Below are 23,222 nucleotides of genomic sequence, written 5' to 3'. Positions count from 1 at the left end.
ACTAAAACAGCCTCGTTTGTTTCGGTAGGTTCGTAGCCAGCTTCCCGTGTTTTTGACGACTTAAAGTGTATTTGAATAGAAGAAAACGTAAGAAATGGCAATCAAGCAAACCAACAATAAACCAGAGAGTGACAGAAAAAGCAGCATGATTCGTTTCTTCTTCAATCCAAGTACAAGTATCACTACATTCAATAGAAAGAAAACAAGTAAAATCGCTAAATATTCCATAACTGGTCCTCTTTTACGTTTTTATTTATCTTACCAGAGATTGGCTGCTTTTCCTAGCAGAAATTGGCTGAAAATGGCTTATTCAAGCGTCTTTCAAAATACTGTAAGTTAAATGAATTAAGGAAAACCAAGAGAACTTTTATGGCTCTGAGACGCTTGCGGCTTGTTTTTGCCAAGCATCATATTTTAACAATAAGTACTCGATCACAAAGAAAAGTGTGGCGGTCGTTTGAAAGGGAGCGATCGCATTTTCGGTTGACTGGATCTCTGGATTTAAAAAGAAAATCGTTTCAGAACAGAGTTTAGAAACCGTTGAGTTTCTCAGCTTCGTGATCCCGATCGTGTTGATATTGCGCTGTTTCAGTTGCTTTGCTAGTTTGACAACGGTGGGTGACTCACCGTTTAAAGTAATCAAAATCACTAAATCATCTGGCTCGATGATGCGATAAAATTGTTCATTGACTGAGATCGCACCAAAATCGTAGACAAGTAGTCCATTAGGCAAAAATAAGAGTTTCATATAATTGGAAACAAGGTTTTGAATGTCCCCTGAACCATAGACAAAGATTCGTTTGGCATGAGCCATCATCTTGCACAATGCTGTAAAATCTTTCTTTTTTAAATTTTCAATCGTTTGAATATGATTGTCTAGAATTTCGCCTTCAATCTCAGAGAGTAGGGCATTTTCTTGTTGTACCTCGTTCTTTAAATGGTATTTGAATTCTGAAAAGCCATCAAAGCCGATTTTTTGACAAAAGCGCATAATCGTCGTCCTAGAAACGATGCACTCCTTGGCTAAATCATTGATGGACATTGCCAAGCAGTGCTTTTTGTGAGTGGTGATGTAGGACCAGATCAAAAAGTCATTCTCGGTTAATCTTGACTGGTAGGTAGTGATACGGTCTTGCAGCATAGGCTATCTCCTCATTTTATCTCTCCATTGATTCTGTGTGACAATTCACATTTTATGTGAAAAAAACCTTTCAAATGTGAGAAACTTTTAAACAACGGAAAAGGGTTTCATAGCATCATTTTAATAGTAAAATGAGAATCAGTAAAGCGCTTAACTAAAAAACGTGAAGGACGAAAAACTATGATGAAAAAAATTCAAAGGTTCGGCGGAGCGATGCTGGCACCGGTCATGCTGTTTTCCTTTTTTGGGATCGTTATCGGCTTTTCTCTGCTATTTTCGAATCAGACGATTATGGGGGATATCGCAGCACCAGATACCCTCTGGTTCAAATTTTGGAATGTGATCGCAGCAGGAGGCTGGACGCCCTTCTTCCAATTACCGCTTTTATTTGTAGTAGGGCTGCCGATCAGTCTAGCTAAAAAATACGCCGCTCGCGCTACGATGGAGGCACTCGTTACTTATATCGCTTTTAATTATTTTGTAAATGCAATTTTAACTTTGTGGCCAGAATCATTTGCGGTAGATTTAGCTCAAGGGGCAACTGCTGGTTCTGGGTTGACCTCGATTGCAGGAATCATCACCTTAGATACCGGCATGATGGGCGGCTTGCTGATTTCGGGAATCGTTGTCTATCTCCACAATCGCTTCTATGAAAAAGAATTGCCAGAAATGCTATCGAATTTCAGCGGCTCAGTTTTTGTAACCATGATTTCCTTTTTTGCCATGGTTCCTTTGGCAGTACTCATGTGTTTTGTCTGGCCAGTTATCCAAGAGGGAATGAGAAGCATGCAAGGCTTTTTCATTGAATCAGGAAACTTCGGTGTCTTTATTTATCAGTTCTTGCAAAAAATACTGATTCCAACAGGCTTGCATCACTTTGTTTATGCACCGTTCGCCTATGACAGTGCGGTTGTCGAAGGGGGAATGGCCGTTTATTGGGCCTCCCACATTGGCGAGTTCCAAACTACTGCATTTTCGCTGAAAGAACTCTATCCGTTTGGCGGTTTCTCACTATCAGGAATGTCGAAAGTCTTTGGAACGGCAGGTCTGAGTTTAGCGATGATCCAAGCGGCTCGGCCTGATAAAAAGAAAAAAGTGATCGCATTGATTGCACCGGCAGCATTGACGGCTATTTTGACCGGAATCACTGAACCAATCGAGTTTACTTTCTTGTTTGTTGCACCAGCATTATGGTTCGTTCATGCTTTACTGGATGCTTCGATCGCCACAATCTCCTATGCTTTCGGGGTTGTCGGGGACTTTGGCGGCGGATTGATCAACTGGTTAGGTCTAAATTGGCTGCCCTTGTGGAAATTTCACAGTTCAACTTATATTACCCAAATCATTATCGGGCTGATTTTTACCGCTATCTGGTATTTTGTGTTCTCCTTTATGATCAAGAAGTTCAACTTAAAAACGCCTGGACGTGAGGATGATACTGCAGCAATGCAGTTGTATACAAAAGCAGATTATGACAACAAAAAGCAAGATGAAAAATTACCAAAACATGTGCGGCAAGCACAGGCCTATATGCACTTGGTAGGTGGGAAAGACAATGTCATTGATGTAACGAATTGTGCGACACGGCTGCGTTTGACTGTTAAGGATGCCGACAAAGTTGCAGATAGTACGCAGTTTCAAGAAGCAGGTGCCTCAGGATTGGTCAACCCTGGAAATGGCGGCATTCAAATCATTGTAGGATTAACGGTACCAACGGTTAGAGAATCATTCGAAGAACTAATGGCCGAATAAAACAGAATCACAAGGAGGAACAAGTACCATGAGTAAGAAAAAAAGTTCAATTTTAATTGCAGGTGGCGGAAGTACCTATACACCATCGCTAGTTATGATGTTATTAGAAAGTCAAGAGCGCTTTCCAGTTAGAAAAATCAAATTTTATGACAACGATGAAAAGCGACAAGAAACCGTAGCAAAAGCTTGTGCGATCATTATTGCTGAGCGAGCGCCAGAAGTACAGTTCGAATATTCAACCGATCCAAAGGAAGCTTTTACGGATGTCGATATCGTAATGGCACAGCTTCGTGTCGGCAAATATGCTATGCGGGAACAAGATGAGAAAATTCCTTTCAGGCATAATGTTGTCGGACAAGAGACATGCGGACCTGGTGGTTTAGCTTATGGCCTGCGCTCGATTGGACCGATCTTAGAACTAGTCGACTACATGGAAAAATACTCGCCAGATGCCTGGCTTTTGAACTATTCCAACCCAGCAGCAGTCGTTGCCGAAGCGACCAGAAGATTCCGACCAAATTCAAGAATCATCAATATTTGTGATATGCCAGTTTGTTTGGAAGATATCATGGCGCGAGTGATTGGGTTGAAGGATCGGAAAGAATTTGAGACGAGCTATTTTGGCTTGAATCATTTTGGCTGGTGGACCAGCATCAAAGACCATGACGGCAATGACTTGATGCCTCAAATCAGTGCGCATGTTCAAAAGTACGGCTACACCGAACAAACACAAAAAGGCCAGCATAAAGAAAGCAGTTGGTTGGAAACGATGTGGGCGGCTAAAGATCTGCACGAAATTGAACCAGAATTTTTATCGAATACCTATCTGAAATATTATTTGATGGCTGATGAAACGGTGGCTCATGCGGACAAAGAGTATACCCGTGCCAATGAGATCATTGACGGACGAGAGAAGTATGTGTTTGATGAATGCCGACGAATCGTTGCAAACAACACAGCAGTTGATACAACATTTGCCTCAAACGAACATGCGTCCTTTATTACAGACCTTGCTTGCGCACTAACCTTTAATACGAAAGAACGCATGATTCTTATTGTTGAAAACAACGGCGCAATTGCCAACTTTGCCCATGATGCAATGGTGGAACTGCCTTGTCTAGTTGGAAAAGATGGCTACGAAGTCTTGTCGATCGGTGATATTCCAACATTCCAAAAGGGATTGATGGAGCAGCAGATCGCATCTGAAAAATTGGCAGTTGATGCTTGGGAACAAGAGTCTTACCAAAAATTGTGGCAATCCTTCACTATGAACAAAACTGTACCAAGTGCGAAAGTCGCCAAAGAAATATTAGATGAAATGATTGTGGCGAACGAACCATATTGGCCAGAACTAAAATAGGTCCAGCAGGTAAAAGGAAAGGGATCGGCTGTAGGAATTTCCTTCAGCCGATCATAAACAAAGAATGGAAATCAAACACAAATTTCAAGTAATCTATTTTGTTCAATATGCAACGATGGCGATTTTGATGACACAAATCGTTCCTTTTTTAACTGAGCAAGGCTATGATGCGCTTGAAAGAGGCTGGTTTTTAGCCTCCTACAGCATCACGACAATTCTTTTTCAGTTAGTGATCGGCTATTATTCGGACAAGAGCAAACGATTAAAACGTATTTCGATGCTTCTGATGATCTTTCTGGTTTTCTTCTCCATTAGTTTTTATTGGTTAGGAAAAGACCACTGGCTGATCCATCTTCTGGTATTGGCTATTGCGGGTGGATTAGCCAATACAACAGCAACGGTGCTCGATAACTGGGTATTATCTGAGTCCAGTACTTCAAAAAGAATTGCTTCAATCAAAGCAAACGGCTCTTTAGGGTGGAGTATGATGAGTGTCTGCGTGCCATTCTTTTTATTTTCCAATAATTATCGCTGGTTTAGTTTGCCGCTGCTCCTCTTTTTGCTTATCAATTATACATTTTCACGAACGATCCCAGAGAAAAATGCCTTACCGCAAAAGCAAGGAACAGCAACAAACAGCGGTGTCTCGCTGGCAGACATTCTTCTGTTATGCAAAGACCGACGCTTTTTGGTTTATACGGGACTGTTCTTTCTCTTGTACTTGACGATCGTTGCGAACAATACGGTCGTTATCGACAAGCTGATTACAATGGAAAGAGGCAGTGAATTTGTTGGTCTGAAATGGTCGATCCAATCCTTTTGTGAAATTCCAGCGTACCTTTTGCTGAATCGCATGATTGCTAAATGGAAAAATGAGCGCTTGATTTTGATTGCAGGTATATTTTTAACCTTACAATTTTTTGTCTATTGGCTTGCTAGTAGCCCATTCTTACTTTTGGCAGCCAGTTTTCTGCAGTTTTTCACTGTACCGGCATTTACTATCGGCAGTCGAATGATTATCAGTGCTATTACACCGCCAGCTGTTTTTTCTTCTGGACAATTGATATCGATCAGTGTGTACATTGGTGCGGCATCGTTTCTTTCGCCATTAGCTGGCGGCTTTCTTTCTCAGGTGCTGTCCCTCGATACTGCCATCTTTATCTTTGGTTTATTGCCCTTCGTAGCTTTTCTTATCTATTCTAGCTGTCAGAGAACACTGTCGGCAATCTAAGGAGGAATTACGGATGCTTTTTAAAAGAAAAATAGAAATTTGTGCACCGGCAACAGGCCGACTGCTACCGATCGAAGAAGTACCAGATGAGGTATTTTCGTCTAAAATGATGGGAAATGGATTTGCCGTTTCTCATCATCACGGAAAAATCTATGCACCAGCAGCCGGGACGGTTCGAACGATTTTTCCAACACAGCATGCCTTAGCCGTTGAGTTGGTGGATGGCCGTTCCCTTTTGATCCATATGGGAATTGAAACAGTGGCGTTAGCAGGGGAGCCCTTCACGATCGCGGTCCAAGAAAACCAGTCAGTCACGACAGGTGAGCTGCTGGCAGAAATGGATGTAGCAGCAGTTGAGGAAATGGGCAAAGAGACCATGGTGATCGTTGTCTTCATGGAGGAACAAGGCGGGAAGTGCCTGCGAACTGACGGCGATATTCAGCAAGGAGAGGCTGTTTTTCACTTGAAATAACCGAATAAAAAAGGAGCGCATTCTCTTAGTTTCAAAGAGAGGCGCTCCTTTTTATTTACGAACCCGTAGAAATATAGTTCTTCAAACCTACTCGCCAAAAGAAGAAGGCGGGAAAGGCAAAGAGTAGACAAACCAAGGGTGATAAGATCCACCAAGGATTAGTTACGCGACCAATGACATACAGAAACGGATAATACTGAAACCAAGCCATCGGCACGACGTAGGTCAATAAACGCAAGACGTGTTTTCCGTAGATACTGAAGGGGTAGCGGCCGAACTCGCGGGCACCATCGGTAAAAATATTCATAAATTCAAGTCCTTGGATCGTAAAGAAGGAAATGGCGGCATACACTAAGAACAATAGGGCGAAAAAGAGGGCGCCGCAGACGATCATTAGAAAAAGAGTCAGGACATTTCCAAAATGCCAAGCAATTCCACTATTGGGAATCGCATAAGCAAACAACAGCAAGGCTTGAATAAAACGGCCGAGACGCGAGAATTCCATTTTGGAAGCTAAGACTTGAAAAATCAAGGAGCGAGGGCGCACGAGTACTCGATCGAACTCGCCATTACTGATCATTTGCGGAAAAAGATCGAACCCGCGAAAGAAGCATTCCGCAATCGAAAAGGCAAACAAAACCGTCGCAAAGGAAAGCAGGACTTCCTCAAAGGTGAAGCCATTCACTTGATGAAAACGGGTAAACATAAACCAAATGCCTAAAAAAGCAGTAAAGGAACCTAAAAATTGTCCCAAAGCGGTTAACACAAAGGAAACTTTATACTGCATCTGACTTTTGAGATGAATACAAAAATAATGCCAATAAACCATATTCCTTAACCTCCTTGCACAACGACGCGTTTGAGCGCCTGCTGCAGCCAAATTTTTCCGATCACGATCAAAAGTACGAGCCAAAACGCTTGTAAGAGCAATGCGGAAACAAGCGCAAAGCCAGTCAGATCCCCGTTGTAAATTCGCAGCGGGACGTTTTGCATGGAAGCAAAAGGCAATAGTTCCACGAATTGGCGAAAAGGCTGCGGAAAGAAAGGCAGAGGAATGACCCCGCCAGCTAAAAATTCACCGATGGAGCTGATGACGATCCGCACCCCGATGGAGGATAATGTATAAAAAGTTGAGATGTAGACCAGCTGCGACATAGCGATCACTACACCTAAACTCAGCGCCATAGACAAGAGAAACAAGAACAAGGCAACGATGTTTGCTGGCAGAATTAAACGATAAGGTGCTGGCAGTAAAAAGGCAATCACAAAAATCGGTCCGCAACGCAAGACGGCTTTTGCTAAGCGATTGGCAGCCGATTGGCAAAACCAGCGATTGTATAGATTCATCGGCCGCACAAGTTCATAGGCGATCGACCCTGTGGTGATGGTATTGAAAATTTCTGCCTCAAAGAACCACAACATAAATAAGGATAAGAAGGCTTGCTGGAGCCAAACATAGGAGACGGTTTGTTGAAAGGTCATGGGAAAGGCACTAGGATCTGCTTGGTAAAAGGCGTGGAATGCCAGAATTTCCATCAAGCCCCAAGCTAGTTGCGTAGCCATCCCGGCAATCGCCGCCGAGCGGTATTGCAAGGTATTGATAAAGCGGATGCGGAAAAATGCCTGATACTTCCTCATATTTGATACTCCTGATACAGCTTAGCGACCATTTCTTCGGCGGTGATACTGGCAACGGCCAAATCAGTGATCTCGACTTGATTGCTGAGCAGACTGAGCAGCTGAGCGACCGACACTTCTTTGGGATCAAGCTTCAGAACAAGGCGACCGACGTCTTTTTGAAGCAGCTGGACGTTTTCTGGCAGATGGGGCTCATTCCCTTGATAGTCGACCTCCAGCGTTTTGACATCAGAAAAACGGTGCTTTAGTTCATCGAGGCGACCATCTAGCAAAATTTGCCCTTTGCCGATCAACAGAATTCGTTGTGTCAGCGCCTCTATATCTTGCATATCGTGGGTCGTCAGGATGACTGTGGTACCTTTTTCTTGGTTTCTTTTTTTGATGAACTGACGCACGGCGATTTTTGATACAGCATCTAAACCGATGGTGGGTTCATCAAGAAATAAGATTTTGGGGTCATGGAGTAAGGAGGCTGCGATCTCACAGCGCATACGCTGACCGAGACTCAAGGAACGAGCAGGGGTTTTTAAGATCTCACCTAAATCTAGTAAGGTGACTAATTCTTCTAGGTTGCGTTGATAACTAGCAGCGTCGACTTTGTAGATATCACGAATCAAATCAAAGCTGTCATTGACGGGGACATCCCACCAGAGTTGACTGCGCTGCCCGAAGACGACGCCGATGTCTTTGACATGTTGGATACGTTCTTGCCAAGGCGTACGACCATTGATGTGACAAACGCCTTGATCAGGGGTCAAAATCCCGCACATGATTTTGATGGTGGTACTTTTTCCAGCACCATTAGGGCCGATGTAGCCAACCATTTCGCCTTCATTGATGGTAAAGCTGATGTCTTGCAACGCATGGACGGTGGTGGTTTCACGAGAAAGAAAGGCTTTGGCTGCTTGGCGAAAGCCGCTTTTTCGCTTGGATACTTGGAAGGTCTTGCTGAGGTGTTCTACTTGGATCATTTGGATTCACTCACTTTCTTTTGACAAACGCGACAAAAAGAGCATTCGAAATCGAATACTCGCAACGAGTTGGTCCAAACGAACATGGTTGGGGCAGCGGTTCGTCAGCCAAACAAAAGTAGGAACAGTGTAGCATAAGAGAGCGTTTTTTTCAAACATTACTTATATTTTTTTTGAAAAGAATGGGAATGAAAAAGCGAGGTTTATTCGATAAAATGAGCAAAATAACTATTTTTATTTTTTATTAGTTGTAAATAATGAGGAAACTAAGTATCATTATAAGCAGCCGATAGTGGCTAAGCATTTTCTGGAAACATGGGGAACCAAATGATGGGCTGTGTCATGATCTGTCGTAACCCGATCCTGAAAAATGCAATGAGCAAACAATGGAGGAGAGTATGAAAGCAGTAAAGAATGTCTTTATTTTGATTGGCTTATTCTTACTTAGTCAAGTAGGGATGACCGCATTTAGCGTGGTAAAAATCTATTATTTGGAAGCAGGAGAACCGACGATTCCTGCGATGATCAGCTATGGGTTGATTGCCTTGCTTTTGGCAAACATTGGTCTACTGATGTTTTTGGCTAAAAAGTTAGGACTTGCCACCTTTGACTTTGGCTGGTCAACGAAGAAAAATTGGCTATGGATCGTCGGAGGGTTTGTTTTAGGTCGAGTCGTTGCAGTTGGCGGAACGCTCTATCTGCAGCATATATCCGATCAAGAGGCGACCGCCAATGATGCATTGTTAGGGGAACTGTTTACAGGCGAAAATCCGCTTTTGATCTTTTTATTGATCGCTGTTGCTGCGCCAATTATGGAAGAGATCGTTTTTCGTGGTGGGTTTATTGGCCTTTTATTCGAGAAATACCCAATAGTCGGGATCATTTCAAGTGTAGCGGTTTTTAGTATCATCCATTCCGTCACCAATCTGGTCGAGTTTTTGATTTATGGTGCTATGGGATTGATCATGGCGTTGATTTATGTTAAAACTAAGCGTCTAGAAACAGCCATCGCCATGCATTTTCTCAACAACGCCTTGGCGGCGATCGCAATGATCTTGCTAGGATAAGAAAGTCAGCAAAAACCACCAAATCAAAACGATTCGGTGGTTTTTGTTTACTCTGGCAGCTGTCCTTGTTCAAAGGGCAATTGCGCCAGTTCTTCTGCAGTAAAGAGGAGGTCGCCTTCGTCTTCGATAGAAAATGCGACACCAGCTGCAGATTTTTGATAGACGCGCGCTTTATTCATATTACGAAGATAAAGATCCTTGCCTGCATTTAATTCTGGTGCAGCTAAATTGTCTTCGCGATTGCTGCGAATGACGATTTTGCTTGTTTGCGCGCCAAAATGAAAACCGCGATGACCCAAAGCCGTTAATTGGCTGGCATTTTCGCTGCTGTATTCTTTATAACCCGACAGACGATCCGTTTTTACCAGCGGCCGATCGATCGTATAAGTGATCAAGTATTCCGTATCTTCAGGCAGTTGAATCACTTGTCCGGTTGCCTCATTCGTTATCTCAGTGGCAGGCAAGCGATACTTTTTTATAGAAGTGATCGTTAGGTCTTCTTTTGTAAAAAAGACTGGATCGATCCAAAATGCTGCCAACAAAATCGTACTTAAGCTAATACTGAGAATAGTCAAAAGGGCGATCAATACGAGGCCAATTCGTTTGCGGTGGGTGGTCAAATTAAGTTCTTGGACCATCTGCTGATCTTCTTTTAATAAATAGTCCAAGGTCAATTCAAAATAGTTGCTCAGTTTGACTACTTGGTCTAGATCAGGATAGCTCTTGCCGTTTTCCCATTTTGAAATCAGTTGCCGAGTGACAAAAAATTCCTGTGCCAATTGTTCTTGTGTGAGATTTCGTTTGGTGCGTTCTTCTTTGATAATTTTCCCAATATCCATGTGTCTGTTTTGCCTCCATCATTCTTCTTATATTATAGCAAACTCTTTTCTATGCGAACGAGGATCTATGAAATTAGCGATGCAACAAAGGGTAACATCCTTTATTTATCAATGTTTCTACTTGTTGCGCTGCCTTTCTATCTTGGAAGCTTTCCGTGCTGGTCACAAAAAGAAAGGACCAGTAGAGTGAAGTATGTTTGAGCAAATTTGACGGAGAAAGGAGAAACGATCGAATGAAGACAAAACAACCTATGGTTCCAATTGGCTACATCCAATTCATCGCTTCCTTATTGGTGATTCTCGTTCATTGTGGCCGACTGGCAGAAAACAGTGGCCTTCATTTCCTATTAAAGAGTCTCCTATGTCGTTTGGCGGTTCCTTTTTTTCTGCTGCTGAATGGCTATTTTTTTCAAAAGAGTACCCGTTCATGGCAGCAATGGTGCAAACGACAACTCAAGCTTTATTTGCGTTGGTCGATCGTGTATCTTCCCTTAGGCTGGTTTTATTTAGGGCAGCAAAATCTTGCTGATTCATTACGGGTCATCGGTTTGGCTACTGGCTTTTTTACAGTAGGGGTCTGGTACCATCTTTGGTATTTTCCAGCGTTGCTCTTTGGCATGTGGTTAGTACGAAAAACTCGCTTTCTTGGCTATCGGCGGCAGTTTTTACTGGCGATCAGTTTGTATGTGATTGGCTGTCTTGAAACGTACAGCAGTTATTTAAGTGGACCTTTATTGGTATGCTATCAAAGCTATCGGACACTATTTTTTACAACGAGAAACGGACTCTTTTATGGGTTTTTATTTTTACTGTGTGGGGTTTGTTTAAGAGAACACCAAAAACACCCTTTTTTTACGAAGCATCTTGGTAGAAAACTCGCGGTCTCTCTTTGCTTATTAGGCATTGAAGGTCGACTGGTGTATCTCAATCAGGGGGACGATAAGAATTTCATGCTGTTTTTTGTGCCGACGACTCTTTTTTTCCTTGCTTGGCTGATCAAGCAGCAACCCCCAAAGCGGACTTGGCAAGCAAAACAAGCAGCTGAGGCTAGTCGATTGATCTTTCTGAGTCACCCGCTGTTTCTAGAAACCGGGAAGGTCTTTTTTTCACTCGCAGGGTTTCCGTTGTTCTTTTATACGATAGCTTTAACGGGAGCCTTTCTTGGTTTGAGGAAAGTGGGCAGCCGTTTGAAATCCTATACTGTTGGTTTTGCTAAAAAAACAGTTGATGAAAAGAAAAGCGTCTAAAGTATTGCTGTACCAAGGATAATACCAAATTACGCCTTTTTTAAATAGCACCAGAGTTCTAAGTTTTTCTTCATTTCAGACCCTAGACGTAGGCTTTGCAAGAAAACCTATAGTACAATAACAGCAGTAAGAGGGAAAAATCCCTGAAAAAGAGATCAACACTTGGAGGATATAGTGATGAAAAAACAGACTCGAAAACCAGCGATGATTTTAGCGACTCTCTTGGTATCTAGCCAAGTTTTATTAGCAGCACCACAAGTTTTTGCTGACGAAACCAATTCAACGACCAGCAGTTCCACTGCAACAAGCAGTTCTACCGCAACGACAGCCACTACCGACAGTCAAACAAATACCTCTGACAGCAGTTCAGATCGTTTGCAAGTCAATGCCGTGGCGATCGGAAATGCCTTGACGAAAGCACAAGAAGACTACACACTTGAACGCCTGGGCATTCAAGGCGAAACACCGATTTATACGACAAACGGTACTGACTTGATGAAATACATTCCCGATGGTGGCTTTACCGCAGATTGGGCGGTCTATAGCTCGGTCAGAATGCAGACGCTAGAAAGCGGAGCAGGAATCACTGTCGATATCGCGACACCAGATAACATTACCCGCATCACCGCAGCCCAATATCAAAATGCAGCGCTGACGGCAGGGATCACTGATGCGAAGCTAACGGTCGCTTCTGCTGTACCGATCGACGGTTCCGGTGCTTTAGCTGGGGTATACAAAATCGTTGAAGAATCAGGCGGCGTCATCAATCAGAATCGAGTAGCTGTAGCTCAAGATGAGATGGATGTGCTTTCGACGATCACCGAAGAGAACAAAGACAAAGAAGGCTATTCCGATGAAGCATTGAATGCAGCACAAGAACAAGCGAAAACCGATTTGGCTGCTCAAACCGCAGATGGTACGGAATTAACCCAAGCAGATATTCAAGAGACAGTAGAAAAAGCCTTGAAGGACAATGGACTGGAAGGAATCGTTACGGAAAATCAAATTTCTGAATTGACCTCTTTAATGAGCGACATGCGAGACAACAATATCTTCGATGACTTCATCAAAGAATTGGATCTATCAGAAGCCCGCAAGCAAATCGAAGAAACCTCTAAGGGACTTTGGGAAAATATCAAGAGCTTCTTTAGCGGCATCTGGTCTTCGATCACCGGTGTCTTCGGAAATGACTCAAATGAGTCCAACAATAGCAGCGAATCAACCGTTGATTCTGGGCAATAAGCATTTTACAAAATAACACATTTCGCTTGTATTAAGAAAAAAGAGAAGCGCGCAGGGGAAGGAGCATCAGACGATAGCGCATGTCTGAGTGCTAACGATGTCCTCTGCTTTCTTTGCTAAAACAGGAGCAGTCTTTATTAAAAAAAGAAGGAGGGCAATCAGATGAATTTTTTAGGCAACGTGATTTGGTTTGTCTTTGGCGGCTTGATCGGTGCGATCTCATGGTTTTTGGCTGGGTGTTTATGGTGTATCACCATCATCGGCATTCCCATTGGTTTGCAATGTTTTAAGTTTGCGACGTTGTCACTCGCACCATTTGGGAAAGACATCGCTTACCGTGGCGGTGGCGTGTCCGTGATTCTAAATATTTTATGGTTGATTTTTTCTGGTATACCACTGGCTTTAGGACATTTAGCTAGCGCAGTCATTCTAGCCATCACGATCATCGGCATTCCATTTGCGGCGCAATCATTGAAGATGGCGCGCTTAGCGTTGATGCCCTTTGGAGCAGAGATTGTGTCTAGTCGTTATTGATTTACCTAAAAAAAGATAGTCTTAAAAAACCACATTACAGAGCGGATAGCTTTGTGATGTGGTTTTTTTGCGAACATTAGCAAGAGTAAGGGACAAGATTTTTGGCAGGCTCAGCGCATTTGAGATTCAGAACTGAAAAAGTTGATAAGAAACCAACGAAGAGTACAGAAAAAACGCACAAGTTTTTTTGCATATCAACTGTGATTCACAAAAGAATTAGCGAAACGCAGAAAAATGTAAGTTTTTTCTTCCCTTCTCAGGGTTCTTTGATTTTTGAAATGGAGCGTCGAATTTTGGCAATCGATTGTTGCGCTTTGTCTCGATTAATAAACATTAAGATGACATAGAGGGAATCCATGATGCTCAGTTGAGCGATTCTGGATGCCAATGCCTCTGAGCGAAACTCAGTTTCTTCGGAAATAGAGATGAAAACCACGTCGCCGAGTTTGGCTAAAGGGGAAGCAGCATGGCTAGTAATGACGATAATTTTGGCCCCATTGTTTTTGGCAACTTGAGCTAGTTCAATGGTTTCTCTTGATTTTCCAGTATGAGAGATAAAAATGCCGCAATCATCTGGCGTCAACAATGAAGCCTCCATCAGTTGGATGTGATAATCACTGCTGTGAAAAACAGTGATCGGCGAGCGCAAAAATTTGTGATAGGCATCGGTTGCCACGATCTCTGAACCACCAACGCCGAAGAAAAAAAGTCGTTTAGATTGATTGATCATTGCAGCAGCAAGCTTTAAATCTTCTTCTTTCAAAAGATTTTTGGTATCAGTCAATGTGGTCATATTGGAATCAAATACTTTTTGAGCCATAGTCAATTCATTATCAGACTTCTGGATATTTTCATGGATCGAAATGGCAGAAAAATCATTTTCCTGCATCAGCATTGCCATTTTGAAGTCTTTAAATCCGTTGTAACCGAGTTTTTTTGTGAATTGAAAAAAGGTCGAATCAGCGATGCCTAATTCATTGGATAAATCACTGATTGAACTGTGGCTGACTTTACTAGGATTTTCCAAAATGTAGTCGGCAATCGCTTGTTCTTTGAGACTTAAGTCTTTATAAAGCGTTTTTATTTGCAGGCGAATCGAAACAGTCAAAGACGGTTACCTCCTTTATATGAACATTATTATCTTTGTATTGTTACGTTACCTCTTTTAAAGAAAAAAAGCAAATAAAAATTATTTTTATTTTTTATGTTTACAAAAAAATATTTTTTTGTATAATGAAAGTATGAAATGGAGGCGCTGTCATGGAGATAGGAATTATCGGACTTGGAAAAATGGGATTGAACTTGGCCCTCAATTTAAAAGATCAAGGTTATCAAGTAAAAGGGCTGGATCTTTCGATACATGCGCAGAAAACAGCGCAAGAAGCTGGAATTACACTCTACCAAACGCTAGCTGATTTGACGAATTCTTTTAGCGGCCGACGGGTTTTATGGTTGATGCTTCCTGCGGGAACTGTGACTGAGGGGATTCTTGAAGAACTATGGCCCCTTGTATCAGCGAAAGACATCGTGATTGAAGGCGGAAATTCTAATTACAAAGATTCGATTCGCCGAGCAGCCTGGTTTAAAGAAAAAGAGGTGCATTACTTTGATTGTGGGACTTCTGGTGGGGTTTCCGGAGCTAGAAAAGATGCATGTTTGATGATTGGCGGGAATGAAGTCGCTTTTTCAGAGGTGGAATCTTTGTTTGCAGATGTGGCTGTTTTAGGAGGCTACCTTTATGCAGGGGAATCAGGAAGCGGTCATTTTCTAAAGATGGTCCATAACGGTATCGAATACGGAATGATGCAAGCCATCGGTGAAGGCTTTCAATTGATTGAACAAAGTGCCTATGACTTTGATTTGGCTTCCGTCGCAGAGGTATGGAATCATGGATCGGTTATTCGCAGCTGGCTGATGGAAATCGCAGCGGCCCAATTTAATGAGAGCCCTAAGTTGGAGGAATATCGCGGGGTTGTTGCAGCTTCTGGTGAAGCTAGGTGGACAGTGGAAACGGCTTTGGAGATGAATGTTGCTGTACCGACGATCGCTATGAGTTTGTTTATGAGAAATTTGTCCCAAGAAGAAGACAGTTTCTCAGCAAAAGTCGTCTCTGCGCTAAGGAATGGTTTTGGTGGTCACGAGATTGTTGCAAAAGAGTAAGGAGGAAGAACATGGAACAGTTTAAGATCGCTATAGTGAATTCCAGCAGCTTTGGAAAAATCTTTCCGCAACATATCGAGCGGTTGAAAGCAATCGGAACTGTCAGTCATTTCACGTTCGATAGCGAAATCAATGGGAAAGAATTGGCAGAAAAGCTTAAGGGATACAACATCATTATAGCAAGTGTTACCCCATTTTTTACCAAAGAGTTTTTTGAGTACAAAGATGAATTGCTACTGATCACACGCCACGGGATCGGCTATAACAATATTGATTTAGAAGCAGCGAAGGACCACCAAACGATTGTTTCGATCATTCCAGCTTTGGTCGAGCGAGATGCAGTAGCAGAAAATAATGTGACCAATCTATTGGCGCTTCTGCGCTGTACAGTTGAATCGAATACAAAGGTCCGCGAAGATCAATGGGAAAAACGAGCGGACTTTGTCGGACGCGCATTATTTAACAAGACGGTAGGGGTGATCGGTGTCGGCAATACTGGAAGTTGTGTAGTAGAAATATTGAGAAATGGTTTCCGCTGCGAGGTTTTGGCATACGATCCATATAAGTCCGCTTTGCATATTCAAAGCTATGGCGGAAAAAAAGTCGAGCTAGACGAGCTGCTAGCAAAATCAGATATTATTTGTCTATGTGCTAACTTGACGGAGGAAAATTATCATATGATTTCCTTTGAAGAAATTTCAAAAATGAAAGATCAAGTATATCTCTCCAATAGTGCCCGTGGCGCGCTTTTGAATGAAGAGGCAATTGTAAGCGGATTAAAAAATGGGAAAATCGCTGGTCTTGCCACCGATGTCTTAGAGGAAGAGCCTGGTCATAAAGATCATCCGTATTTAGCTTTTGAAAATATAGTTATGACACCGCATACATCGGCTTATACTATGGAATGCTTAGAAGAGATGGGAAACAAATGTGTAACGGATATTGAACGAATCGTTAAGGGGCTGCTGCCAGACCGTGCTGTTCAAGCGGAAAGTCGGTTTTTGGCTGTATAAAGGAGAGTGAAACTCGTGCTAACGGATTTAAAAGTAAAGGTTGGACCGCAAGTTTATCGTTACCATGAAGGCGCGATCGACTATGTGCCGGAAGTATTAAAAGAGTACAAAGTAAAACGACTGCTGCTCGTACATGGAACGGTTTCATGGGAAAAAGCGAAACCAAAATTACTCTTTTTAGAAGATGCGTATTTGGAAATTTTTTATCATCGCTACACGGGAGAATGCAGCTATTATGGCGCTGGGCTGATTGCTGATCTTGTTGAAGAACTGGCGATCGATTTTATTCTGGGGGTTGGCGGCGGGAAGTTAGCCGACTTAGTGGGATATGCAGCACATGTAGTCAATCGACCCTTTGGACTGATCCCAACATTGGCCAGTAATTGTGCACCATGGACACCCTTGTCTGTCATGTATAAAGAGTCGGGAGAATCTGAAGGAAAGTCGGAACACTATTTAAGACAGGCTGCTTTTTTGATTACCGATCCGACTTTAGTGATCGATGCACCAGTCTCCTACTTCATCGCCGGTTTAGCAGATACGTTGGCAAAGTGGATTGAATCGGAAGCAATCTTAGCCCAACCACATTTGAAAAATGAGCCCTTCTTGCAAATGGCAGGCTATACAGCAAAATTATGCGAAACAGCTATTTTGACACAATCGAAACAAGCGATTGAAGATATGAAGCGGCAGGAAGTGACAGACGCCTTTTGTCACTTGTCGGAGATCGTTATTGCAGTTGCTGGAATGGTAGGCGGGCTAGGCGATAAATATGCCCGCAATGCAGCAGCGCATGCGATGCATGATGCCATCAGTAAATATCTGCCTGAAAGTCATCGTTTTCTTCACGGGGAAAAGGTTGCCTATGGGATGTTTTATCAATTAGCCCTTGAAGAAAAATGGACGGTCATCGATCAGTTGATCCCCTTTTATCAAGAATTGCACTTACCAATGAGTTTACATCAAATGGGTATTTTTCCTGAAGATGCACAAGTCATCGATCAGTTGGTGCAGTTCATAGATTCGAAAGAAAAAGTACACTTGATTCCAGTCTTAATCACCAAAGAACGCTTGAAAGAAGCTGTTCTTGATTTAGAAAACTATTTGAAAGAAGTTTAGGAGGAGGAAAAATGGATACATTAAGTGTTACACAAAGTTTACTGATTGCGCTATGGGTTGCAGCAGTCATGTCTCGTTGGCTCGGCGGAGGCGCCACACTGACTTTACGTTTTTCACCATTGATGACGGGATTAGTTGTCGGACTGGTGATGGGAAATGTGGCTCAAGCCATGATCGTTACTGCCGCTTTACAAATGATTTACATGGGGGTATTTTCTCCTGGCGGATCCATGCCGGCGGAACCTTCGATTGCTGCGGCGATTGCCGTACCGGTAGCTTTGCTAGGAAATCTGCAACCAGAAGCAGCGATTGCTGTTGCCGTTCCTGTTGGGTTGCTAGGGAGTTATTTGTATCAGTTCCGTTTCTTTATCAATACCTTCTTAGGAAAGTATACGGATAAAGCAGTAGAAGATCTTAATGCCAAGGCAATGACGCGTTCAATTATTTTATACCCAACGCTGGCTTCATTTATTTTATTTGTTCCGCTGGTATTTATTGCACTTTATTTAGGCGCTCCACTGATTGCTGATGTCATCAATGCTCTTGAGGGGACAGTCGTTATTCATATTTTAGAAGTAGTCGGAGGAGGATTGGCAGCGATCGGGATTGCAACTACCGTCTATGTGATCGGTCGAAAAGATTATATGGTCTTTTTCTTCTTGGCCTATTTCATGAGTGTAGTTTTCAGTTCGCTGGAAATTACCATGGTCACCTATGCGATTTTTGGCATTTTGATCGCGTTGATTTTTGTTCAGTCACAAAAAGGAAAATTGGTCCCAGCCCCAGAAACGAATACAGCATCACCATCCTTTGATGATGACGATGACTATGATGACGGGTTCTAATCGATAAGGAGGAGCAGTAATGACCGAAATAATTCAAAAAGCGCAAGGCGCACCAGAAGAAATCACGAAGAAAGATGTCACAAAAGCATACCTAAGATGGCATTTCGCCAATGAGATCCCGCATTCATTTGAACGGTATTTATCACCCTCGCTTTTATACGCCATGATGCCGATTTTGCGCAAACTTTACAAAGACGATGAGGCACTGAAAGCTGCCTACAAACGCCAACTGCTGTTTTTCAATACCCAGCTGAGTTGGGGGGGCGGAGTCATCACTGGGCTGATGTCGTCAATGGAACAACAGCGGGCCGAGGAAGAGCATGAGAAAAAAGAGATTTTGATGCAAGATGATCTAATGTACAACACGAAAGCTGGTTTGATGGGTGCTTTAGCAGGAATCGGGGATGCCATCGACTCAGGAACCGTTCAATATATCTTTATTGCGATTGCTGTTCCTTGGGCACAGCAAGGAAGTCCACTAGGTGCGTTGTTCCCATTCATTTGCTTTGCACTGTATCAAGTTTCTCTAGGAATGTTTTTCGCCCGTCAAGCATTTTCGATGGGGCGCAATGCAACTGGTTTGATGCAGAGTACAGGCGTCCAAACCGCCATTGAAACACTGTCGGTTCTCGGTTTGTTTATGATGGGGGTTCTGGCTGGAAACTATGTCAAAGTCAGTTCTTCGCTGCAGTTTGATATCTCTGGACGAGAATTTATTATCCAAGATATCCTTGATCAGATTGTACCAGGGATCTTGCCGTTAGCAGTTGTAATGGGCGTCTACTGGTTCTATACAAAGAAAGGATTAAAAGTCACGCAAGCATTACTATGGCTGACCTTGATTCTGATTATTTTAGCCGGTGTCGGTATTTTATAAGAAAAGGAAGTGGAAAAAATGGGTGTAGTAAATTTAGCACGAGTAGATGAACGATTGATCCATGGGCAGGTCATGATGACCTTGTCACAAAAAAGCGGAGTCAACTCGATTTTTGTAGTGGATGAGGTAGTAGCTAAGGATAAGTTCATGCGGGAATTATACAAAAATGCCGGTAGCCGCACAGGGCAAAAAACGATCGTCGTTACACCAGAAAAAGCCAAATTTTACTGGGATGAATACAACTTCAAAGATTACAACTGTATTTTGATCGCTAAAACTGTTAGTGTGATGTACGACTTAGTCAAACACGGCGTGCCAATGAAAGAATTGAACATAGGCGGTATCGCCCAAAAAGATCCCGAGAAAGATCTCTTAGTAACGAAATCTGTTTATTTAAATCAAGCTGATGCGCAAAAACTCAAAGAAATGAACGAAGCGTACGGTGTGGAATCAATCTATTTTCAAGCAACACCTTCTGCACCGAAATCAACGCTTAAAGATGTGTTGAAGCAGTTCAATTTGTAATCATTGAGCGAGTTCGTCATCTGTTGAAGAGGAAGGCGGAGGATTTTATAAAAATAGAGTTCCTCCTTCCTTGTCAGTAATTTGTGAATAGGAGAATTCGCCATGAATCAAACAGAAACATTTCGTGATTGGCTTTTTCGTTATCGGTATGTCTACCGATCGCGTTCCACGGATAAAAGCAAACAAATATTTTTGAAGGCACTCATCGCGGATATCATTCCATTTCGCAAAGACCTTCAGGTGATCGAGTATGATCACACGAAAAAAAACGCCTCACGCAATTTGTATGTTGGTGATCTGACCAAAGCAAAACGGATCATCTGCACATATTATGATACACCGCCAGAGCATTTCGGCGATTACCATTTTTTTGATCGGCAGGAGCAAGGTCGTAAAACAATCAATTTATTCTGACTGCTTCAGCAGTGATGATTCTTTTAGGGTTGTTGGGGACTTGGCTTTATATCCACTTTGCCTCAGGGAGATTTCCCTTATTGTCTTGGCAAACAGCGCTTTTTGCTTCAGGGGTCGGTATTTATTTTCTGCTATTAAATCGCGTAAGCCGCGGGGCAGGATTTCAGCAAAATCTAACCCGCAATACCTCCTCTATCTTAGCGCTGCTGTCCCTAATCAGTCAAAACAGTCAAACAACGACGGCCTTCGCATTTCTTGATGAAGGAAGTTACGGAGAACGCGGGTTGGAAGTGTTACGTGATTCAGTAGGGCCGAATGCGAAGATTTATTATTTAGATTCTATCGGCGCCGATGCTCCGGTTCGAGCTATCGGCAAGCAATTCAATGAAGGGCAACTGCAGCAGCTGGCGATCGAACACAGTAGTGAAGCGATGGGCAGCATCAACTATCTGTTTTGTGCAGAAAAGCAGCAGGATCAGACGTATGTGTTGCCTAGAAAACAATTAAAGCAAAAAGAGCTGAATAGTAGGAATATGCAAAAAGTCCTTGCGTTATTTGGTTAGGAAGCGAAAAAGGAGGAACAACATTTGTTAGGAATCGTATTGGCAACTCACGGACAGCTGAGTACTGGTTTTAAAGATGCTGCAGAGGTGATCATGGGCAGTGTCGAAAATATTGCGGTCGTTAATTTGAACCACGGAGAGGATATTCAACTTCTGGGAAACAAAATCCATGAAGCGATCCACGAAACAGATCAAGGGGACGGTGTAGTGGTGTTTGCTGATCTATTGAGTGCGAGTCCCTACAATCAGTCGGTTGTAACGATCAATCAATTAGAAGAACCTCTTCAGGAAAAGACGTATGTGATCGGCGGAGTGAATCTGCCGATGGTATTAGAAGCGATCAATCACCAATTTTTGGCAACACCGATTGAACAGGCGGTGGCAGCAGTGATCCAGCAAGGAGAAAATAGTGTAGCGCTTTGGCACAATTCTTCAGCAGGTGATAGTAGCGAAGAAACTGATGAGGACGATGATTTTTAAAAACGAAAGGATGACAGCAAATGCAATGGGGGTTTCGATGGTACGGGGAAGGGGATACGATCCCGTTAACGAATATTCGACAAATTCCAGGAATGCACGGCATTGTAGGAACACTTCTGAATAAAATGCCCGGAGATGTCTGGGAGATTTCCGAAATCAACGCACTAAAAGCATCAATTGAAAAAGAGCATCTTTCGCTATTAGGGATTGAGAGTGTGGCGATCCACGATGCGATCAAAGCTGGAACAGAGGAACGGGATCACTACATCGATCAATATATTCAAACGATTCGGAATTTAGCAGCTTGTGATGTACATATGATCTGCTATAGCTTCAAACCAATCTTCGGCTGGGCCAAAACAAATCTATTTTATCAAAACGAGGATGGCAGCTTCTCCTTGCTCTATGATCAAGCCGTTGTGGATGATATGGAACCTAGTGAGATGTATACGCTGATCCATAGCCAATCAAAAGGCTTTCAATTGCCAGGTTGGGAAGAAGAACGACTGAAAAAGTTCCAGCGTTTGATGGCAACTTATGAAGGGGTCACTCAAGAGATCCTCTTTGATAACTTAAGCTATTTCTTAAAGCGGATCATTCCTGTGTGTGAAGAAGTAGATGTGAAAATGGCGATCCATCCCGACGATCCACCTTGGGAAATTTTTGGCTTGCCACGAATCACCAAAAATTTAGAGGACTTGAAAAAAATCATGGCCATCGTGGATTCGCCATATAATGGGGTAACGTTGTGCACCGGTTCGTTAGGTGCCGATCCAGAAAACGACATGGTGAAGATCGTTCATGCCTTAAAAGGACGCATCAACTTTGTTCATTTCCGCAATGTGTTGTTTATGGGGGAACGTAAATTTAAAGAGTCCGCCCATCTGTCCACCGAAGGATCATTAGATATGTATGCCATCATGAAAGCCTTGGTTGAGGTCGGTTTTGATGGCGTCATCCGTCCAGATCACGGGCGGACGATCTGGGGGGAAGTGGCGATGCCAGGCTATGGTCTATATGATCGCGCGATTGGGATCAGTTATCTTCAAGGGCTTCATGAAGCCGTCTTGAAAGAGCAAATGCAATCGAAGGAAACGAAGGGAGGAAAGAGTGTATGACACTCGATGAACAATTGGCAAAAACAAGGGTATTGCCTCTTTACACTGCAACGGATCTTACCTATTTGCCAGTAGTAGAATCACTGTTGATCGAACATGAACTACCCTTTATTGAAGTGACCTTCCGCAGTGACCTTGCTTTAGCAGCGATTGAAAAACTCTCTCAATCAGGTAAATTGATCGTAGGCGCAGGCACGGTGCGCACCTTAGAACAAGCGAAAGCAGCAGTTGAGAAAGGGGCGCGCTTTATTGTTTCCCCTGCTCTTGTACCAGATGTGGTGGAATTTTGTCTTGCCAAAAACATTCCAGTGTTTCCAGGAACAGCTACCCCAAATGACATTCAACGAGCAGCGGCTTATGGCTTATCAGTTGTGAAATTTTTCCCCGCGGATATCTACGGGGGCTTGCCGGCGATCAAAGCCCTCAGCGGTCCATTTTATGATATTCGATTTGTCCCAACTGGCGGAATCAACCTCGAAAATATGCAAGACTATTTATCTGATCCGCAAGTGCTAGCAGTTGGCGGCTCCTTCATTCTTTCAGAATCATTAGTAAAAGAAGGTCGGGAAAAGGCTGACAGCCATTTGGCGCATGTAAAATCATTGCTAAGTTGA

General features: G+C 42.9%; 26 protein-coding genes. 20 read left to right on the top strand and 6 right to left on the bottom strand.

Annotated features, from left to right (window positions below):
* Positions 1-94: 94 nt before the first annotated feature.
* Positions 95-340: a hypothetical protein gene (locus ECA1_RS17545; RefSeq protein ID WP_016608418.1), complete on the top strand. Its 246-nt coding sequence runs from the start codon at positions 95-97 to the stop codon at positions 338-340.
* A 27-nt stretch (positions 341-367) separates the two neighbouring features.
* On the opposite strand, the gene ECA1_RS00780 is transcribed toward ECA1_RS17545, so the two are convergent.
* On the bottom strand, positions 368-1,141 hold the full coding sequence (locus ECA1_RS00780) for a MurR/RpiR family transcriptional regulator (RefSeq protein WP_060791463.1): 774 nt from the start codon (positions 1,139-1,141) through the stop codon (positions 368-370).
* 180 nt (positions 1,142-1,321) lie between these two features.
* Between ECA1_RS00780 and ECA1_RS00775 the strand changes: the two genes are divergently transcribed.
* From ECA1_RS00775 to ECA1_RS00760, 4 genes are all read left to right on the top strand, one after another.
* Positions 1,322-2,893, top strand: coding sequence for an alpha-glucoside-specific PTS transporter subunit IIBC (locus tag ECA1_RS00775; RefSeq protein ID WP_016612789.1), 1,572 nt, complete (start codon positions 1,322-1,324; stop codon positions 2,891-2,893).
* 28 nt (positions 2,894-2,921) lie between these two features.
* Positions 2,922-4,253, top strand: coding sequence for a 6-phospho-alpha-glucosidase (locus ECA1_RS00770; RefSeq protein ID WP_010749959.1), 1,332 nt, complete (start codon positions 2,922-2,924; stop codon positions 4,251-4,253).
* 64 nt (positions 4,254-4,317) lie between these two features.
* Complete coding sequence (locus ECA1_RS00765) at positions 4,318-5,484, top strand: MFS transporter (RefSeq protein WP_010749958.1); 1,167 nt, start codon at positions 4,318-4,320, stop codon at positions 5,482-5,484.
* A gap of 13 nt (positions 5,485-5,497) precedes the next feature.
* A complete protein-coding gene (locus ECA1_RS00760; RefSeq protein ID WP_016608416.1) occupies positions 5,498-5,956 on the top strand; it encodes a PTS sugar transporter subunit IIA in 459 nt (152 codons plus the stop codon).
* Between the two features lie 55 nt (positions 5,957-6,011).
* Here ECA1_RS00760 and ECA1_RS00755 read toward each other — a convergent pair whose 3' ends face one another.
* From ECA1_RS00755 to ECA1_RS00745, 3 genes are read right to left on the bottom strand one after another with little or no spacing between them, the layout of a single operon-like run.
* Positions 6,012-6,785 carry an ABC transporter permease gene (locus tag ECA1_RS00755; RefSeq protein ID WP_060791462.1) on the bottom strand — a complete coding sequence of 258 codons (774 nt, stop codon included), beginning with the start codon at positions 6,783-6,785 and terminating at the stop codon, positions 6,012-6,014.
* A gap of 5 nt (positions 6,786-6,790) precedes the next feature.
* Positions 6,791-7,594 carry an ABC transporter permease gene (locus ECA1_RS00750; protein ID WP_060791461.1) on the bottom strand — a complete coding sequence of 268 codons (804 nt, stop codon included), beginning with the start codon at positions 7,592-7,594 and terminating at the stop codon, positions 6,791-6,793.
* Positions 7,591-8,565 carry an ABC transporter ATP-binding protein gene (locus tag ECA1_RS00745; RefSeq protein WP_060791460.1) on the bottom strand — a complete coding sequence of 325 codons (975 nt, stop codon included), beginning with the start codon at positions 8,563-8,565 and terminating at the stop codon, positions 7,591-7,593. The genes ECA1_RS00750 and ECA1_RS00745 overlap by 4 nt, the downstream gene beginning before the upstream one ends.
* Before the next feature lie 398 nt (positions 8,566-8,963).
* On the opposite strand from ECA1_RS00745, the gene ECA1_RS00740 reads away from it, so the two are divergent.
* Positions 8,964-9,632: a CPBP family intramembrane glutamic endopeptidase gene (locus ECA1_RS00740; protein WP_060791459.1), complete on the top strand. Its 669-nt coding sequence runs from the start codon at positions 8,964-8,966 to the stop codon at positions 9,630-9,632.
* A 47-nt stretch (positions 9,633-9,679) separates the two neighbouring features.
* On the opposite strand, the gene ECA1_RS00735 is transcribed toward ECA1_RS00740, so the two are convergent.
* Positions 9,680-10,471 carry a helix-turn-helix domain-containing protein gene (locus ECA1_RS00735; protein ID WP_060791458.1) on the bottom strand — a complete coding sequence of 264 codons (792 nt, stop codon included), beginning with the start codon at positions 10,469-10,471 and terminating at the stop codon, positions 9,680-9,682.
* Positions 10,472-10,704: 233 nt separating this feature from the next.
* Here ECA1_RS00735 and ECA1_RS00730 point away from each other — a divergent pair, with 233 nt between their 5' ends.
* The 3 genes from ECA1_RS00730 (at position 10,705) to ECA1_RS00720 (ending at position 13,494) form a co-directional block, all read left to right on the top strand.
* Positions 10,705-11,718: an acyltransferase family protein gene (locus ECA1_RS00730; RefSeq protein ID WP_060791457.1), complete on the top strand. Its 1,014-nt coding sequence runs from the start codon at positions 10,705-10,707 to the stop codon at positions 11,716-11,718.
* A gap of 177 nt (positions 11,719-11,895) precedes the next feature.
* The gene (locus ECA1_RS00725) at positions 11,896-12,960 is read left to right on the top strand and encodes a DUF1002 domain-containing protein (RefSeq protein ID WP_060791456.1); all 1,065 of its coding nucleotides are present in this window, start codon (positions 11,896-11,898) and stop codon (positions 12,958-12,960) included.
* Between the two features lie 162 nt (positions 12,961-13,122).
* A complete protein-coding gene (locus ECA1_RS00720; protein ID WP_060791455.1) occupies positions 13,123-13,494 on the top strand; it encodes a YccF domain-containing protein in 372 nt (123 codons plus the stop codon).
* Between the two features lie 256 nt (positions 13,495-13,750).
* On the opposite strand, the gene ECA1_RS00715 is transcribed toward ECA1_RS00720, so the two are convergent.
* The gene (locus ECA1_RS00715) at positions 13,751-14,602 is read right to left on the bottom strand and encodes a MurR/RpiR family transcriptional regulator (protein ID WP_005228428.1); all 852 of its coding nucleotides are present in this window, start codon (positions 14,600-14,602) and stop codon (positions 13,751-13,753) included.
* Positions 14,603-14,754: 152 nt separating this feature from the next.
* On the opposite strand from ECA1_RS00715, the gene gnd reads away from it, so the two are divergent.
* The 11 genes from gnd (at position 14,755) to ECA1_RS00665 (ending at position 23,222) form a co-directional block, all read left to right on the top strand.
* Positions 14,755-15,654, top strand: a complete 900-nt coding sequence (gnd, locus tag ECA1_RS00710) for a phosphogluconate dehydrogenase (NAD(+)-dependent, decarboxylating) (RefSeq protein WP_060791454.1) — start codon at positions 14,755-14,757, stop codon at positions 15,652-15,654.
* Between the two features lie 11 nt (positions 15,655-15,665).
* Positions 15,666-16,667 carry a D-isomer specific 2-hydroxyacid dehydrogenase family protein gene (locus ECA1_RS00705; protein ID WP_060791453.1) on the top strand — a complete coding sequence of 334 codons (1,002 nt, stop codon included), beginning with the start codon at positions 15,666-15,668 and terminating at the stop codon, positions 16,665-16,667.
* Between the two features lie 15 nt (positions 16,668-16,682).
* A complete protein-coding gene (locus ECA1_RS00700; protein WP_060791452.1) occupies positions 16,683-17,786 on the top strand; it encodes an iron-containing alcohol dehydrogenase family protein in 1,104 nt (367 codons plus the stop codon).
* 11 nt (positions 17,787-17,797) lie between these two features.
* Positions 17,798-18,631, top strand: coding sequence for a PTS mannose/fructose/sorbose/N-acetylgalactosamine transporter subunit IIC (locus ECA1_RS00695; RefSeq protein ID WP_005228432.1), 834 nt, complete (start codon positions 17,798-17,800; stop codon positions 18,629-18,631).
* A 19-nt stretch (positions 18,632-18,650) separates the two neighbouring features.
* Positions 18,651-19,508, top strand: a complete 858-nt coding sequence (locus ECA1_RS00690; protein ID WP_008380577.1) for a PTS system mannose/fructose/sorbose family transporter subunit IID — start codon at positions 18,651-18,653, stop codon at positions 19,506-19,508.
* An 18-nt stretch (positions 19,509-19,526) separates the two neighbouring features.
* On the top strand, positions 19,527-20,033 hold the full coding sequence (locus ECA1_RS00685; RefSeq protein WP_005228434.1) for a PTS sugar transporter subunit IIB: 507 nt from the start codon (positions 19,527-19,529) through the stop codon (positions 20,031-20,033).
* Between the two features lie 102 nt (positions 20,034-20,135).
* Entirely contained in the window at positions 20,136-20,447 is a 312-nt protein-coding gene (locus ECA1_RS17725; protein ID WP_236596114.1) for a hypothetical protein, read from the top strand.
* An 80-nt stretch (positions 20,448-20,527) separates the two neighbouring features.
* Positions 20,528-21,010: a hypothetical protein gene (locus ECA1_RS17720; protein ID WP_236596115.1), complete on the top strand. Its 483-nt coding sequence runs from the start codon at positions 20,528-20,530 to the stop codon at positions 21,008-21,010.
* Positions 21,011-21,034: 24 nt separating this feature from the next.
* Entirely contained in the window at positions 21,035-21,490 is a 456-nt protein-coding gene (locus ECA1_RS00675; protein WP_005228436.1) for a PTS sugar transporter subunit IIA, read from the top strand.
* A 20-nt stretch (positions 21,491-21,510) separates the two neighbouring features.
* A complete protein-coding gene (uxuA, locus tag ECA1_RS00670; RefSeq protein WP_060791451.1) occupies positions 21,511-22,608 on the top strand; it encodes a mannonate dehydratase in 1,098 nt (365 codons plus the stop codon).
* Positions 22,605-23,222 carry a bifunctional 4-hydroxy-2-oxoglutarate aldolase/2-dehydro-3-deoxy-phosphogluconate aldolase gene (locus ECA1_RS00665; RefSeq protein ID WP_060791450.1) on the top strand — a complete coding sequence of 206 codons (618 nt, stop codon included), beginning with the start codon at positions 22,605-22,607 and terminating at the stop codon, positions 23,220-23,222. The genes uxuA and ECA1_RS00665 overlap by 4 nt, the downstream gene beginning before the upstream one ends.

The sequence above is a fragment of the Enterococcus casseliflavus NBRC 100478 genome, from assembly GCF_001544095.1.
Lineage (GTDB): Bacteria > Bacillota > Bacilli > Lactobacillales > Enterococcaceae > Enterococcus_D > Enterococcus_D casseliflavus.
This window is presented reverse-complemented; position numbering and strand designations above follow the sequence as displayed.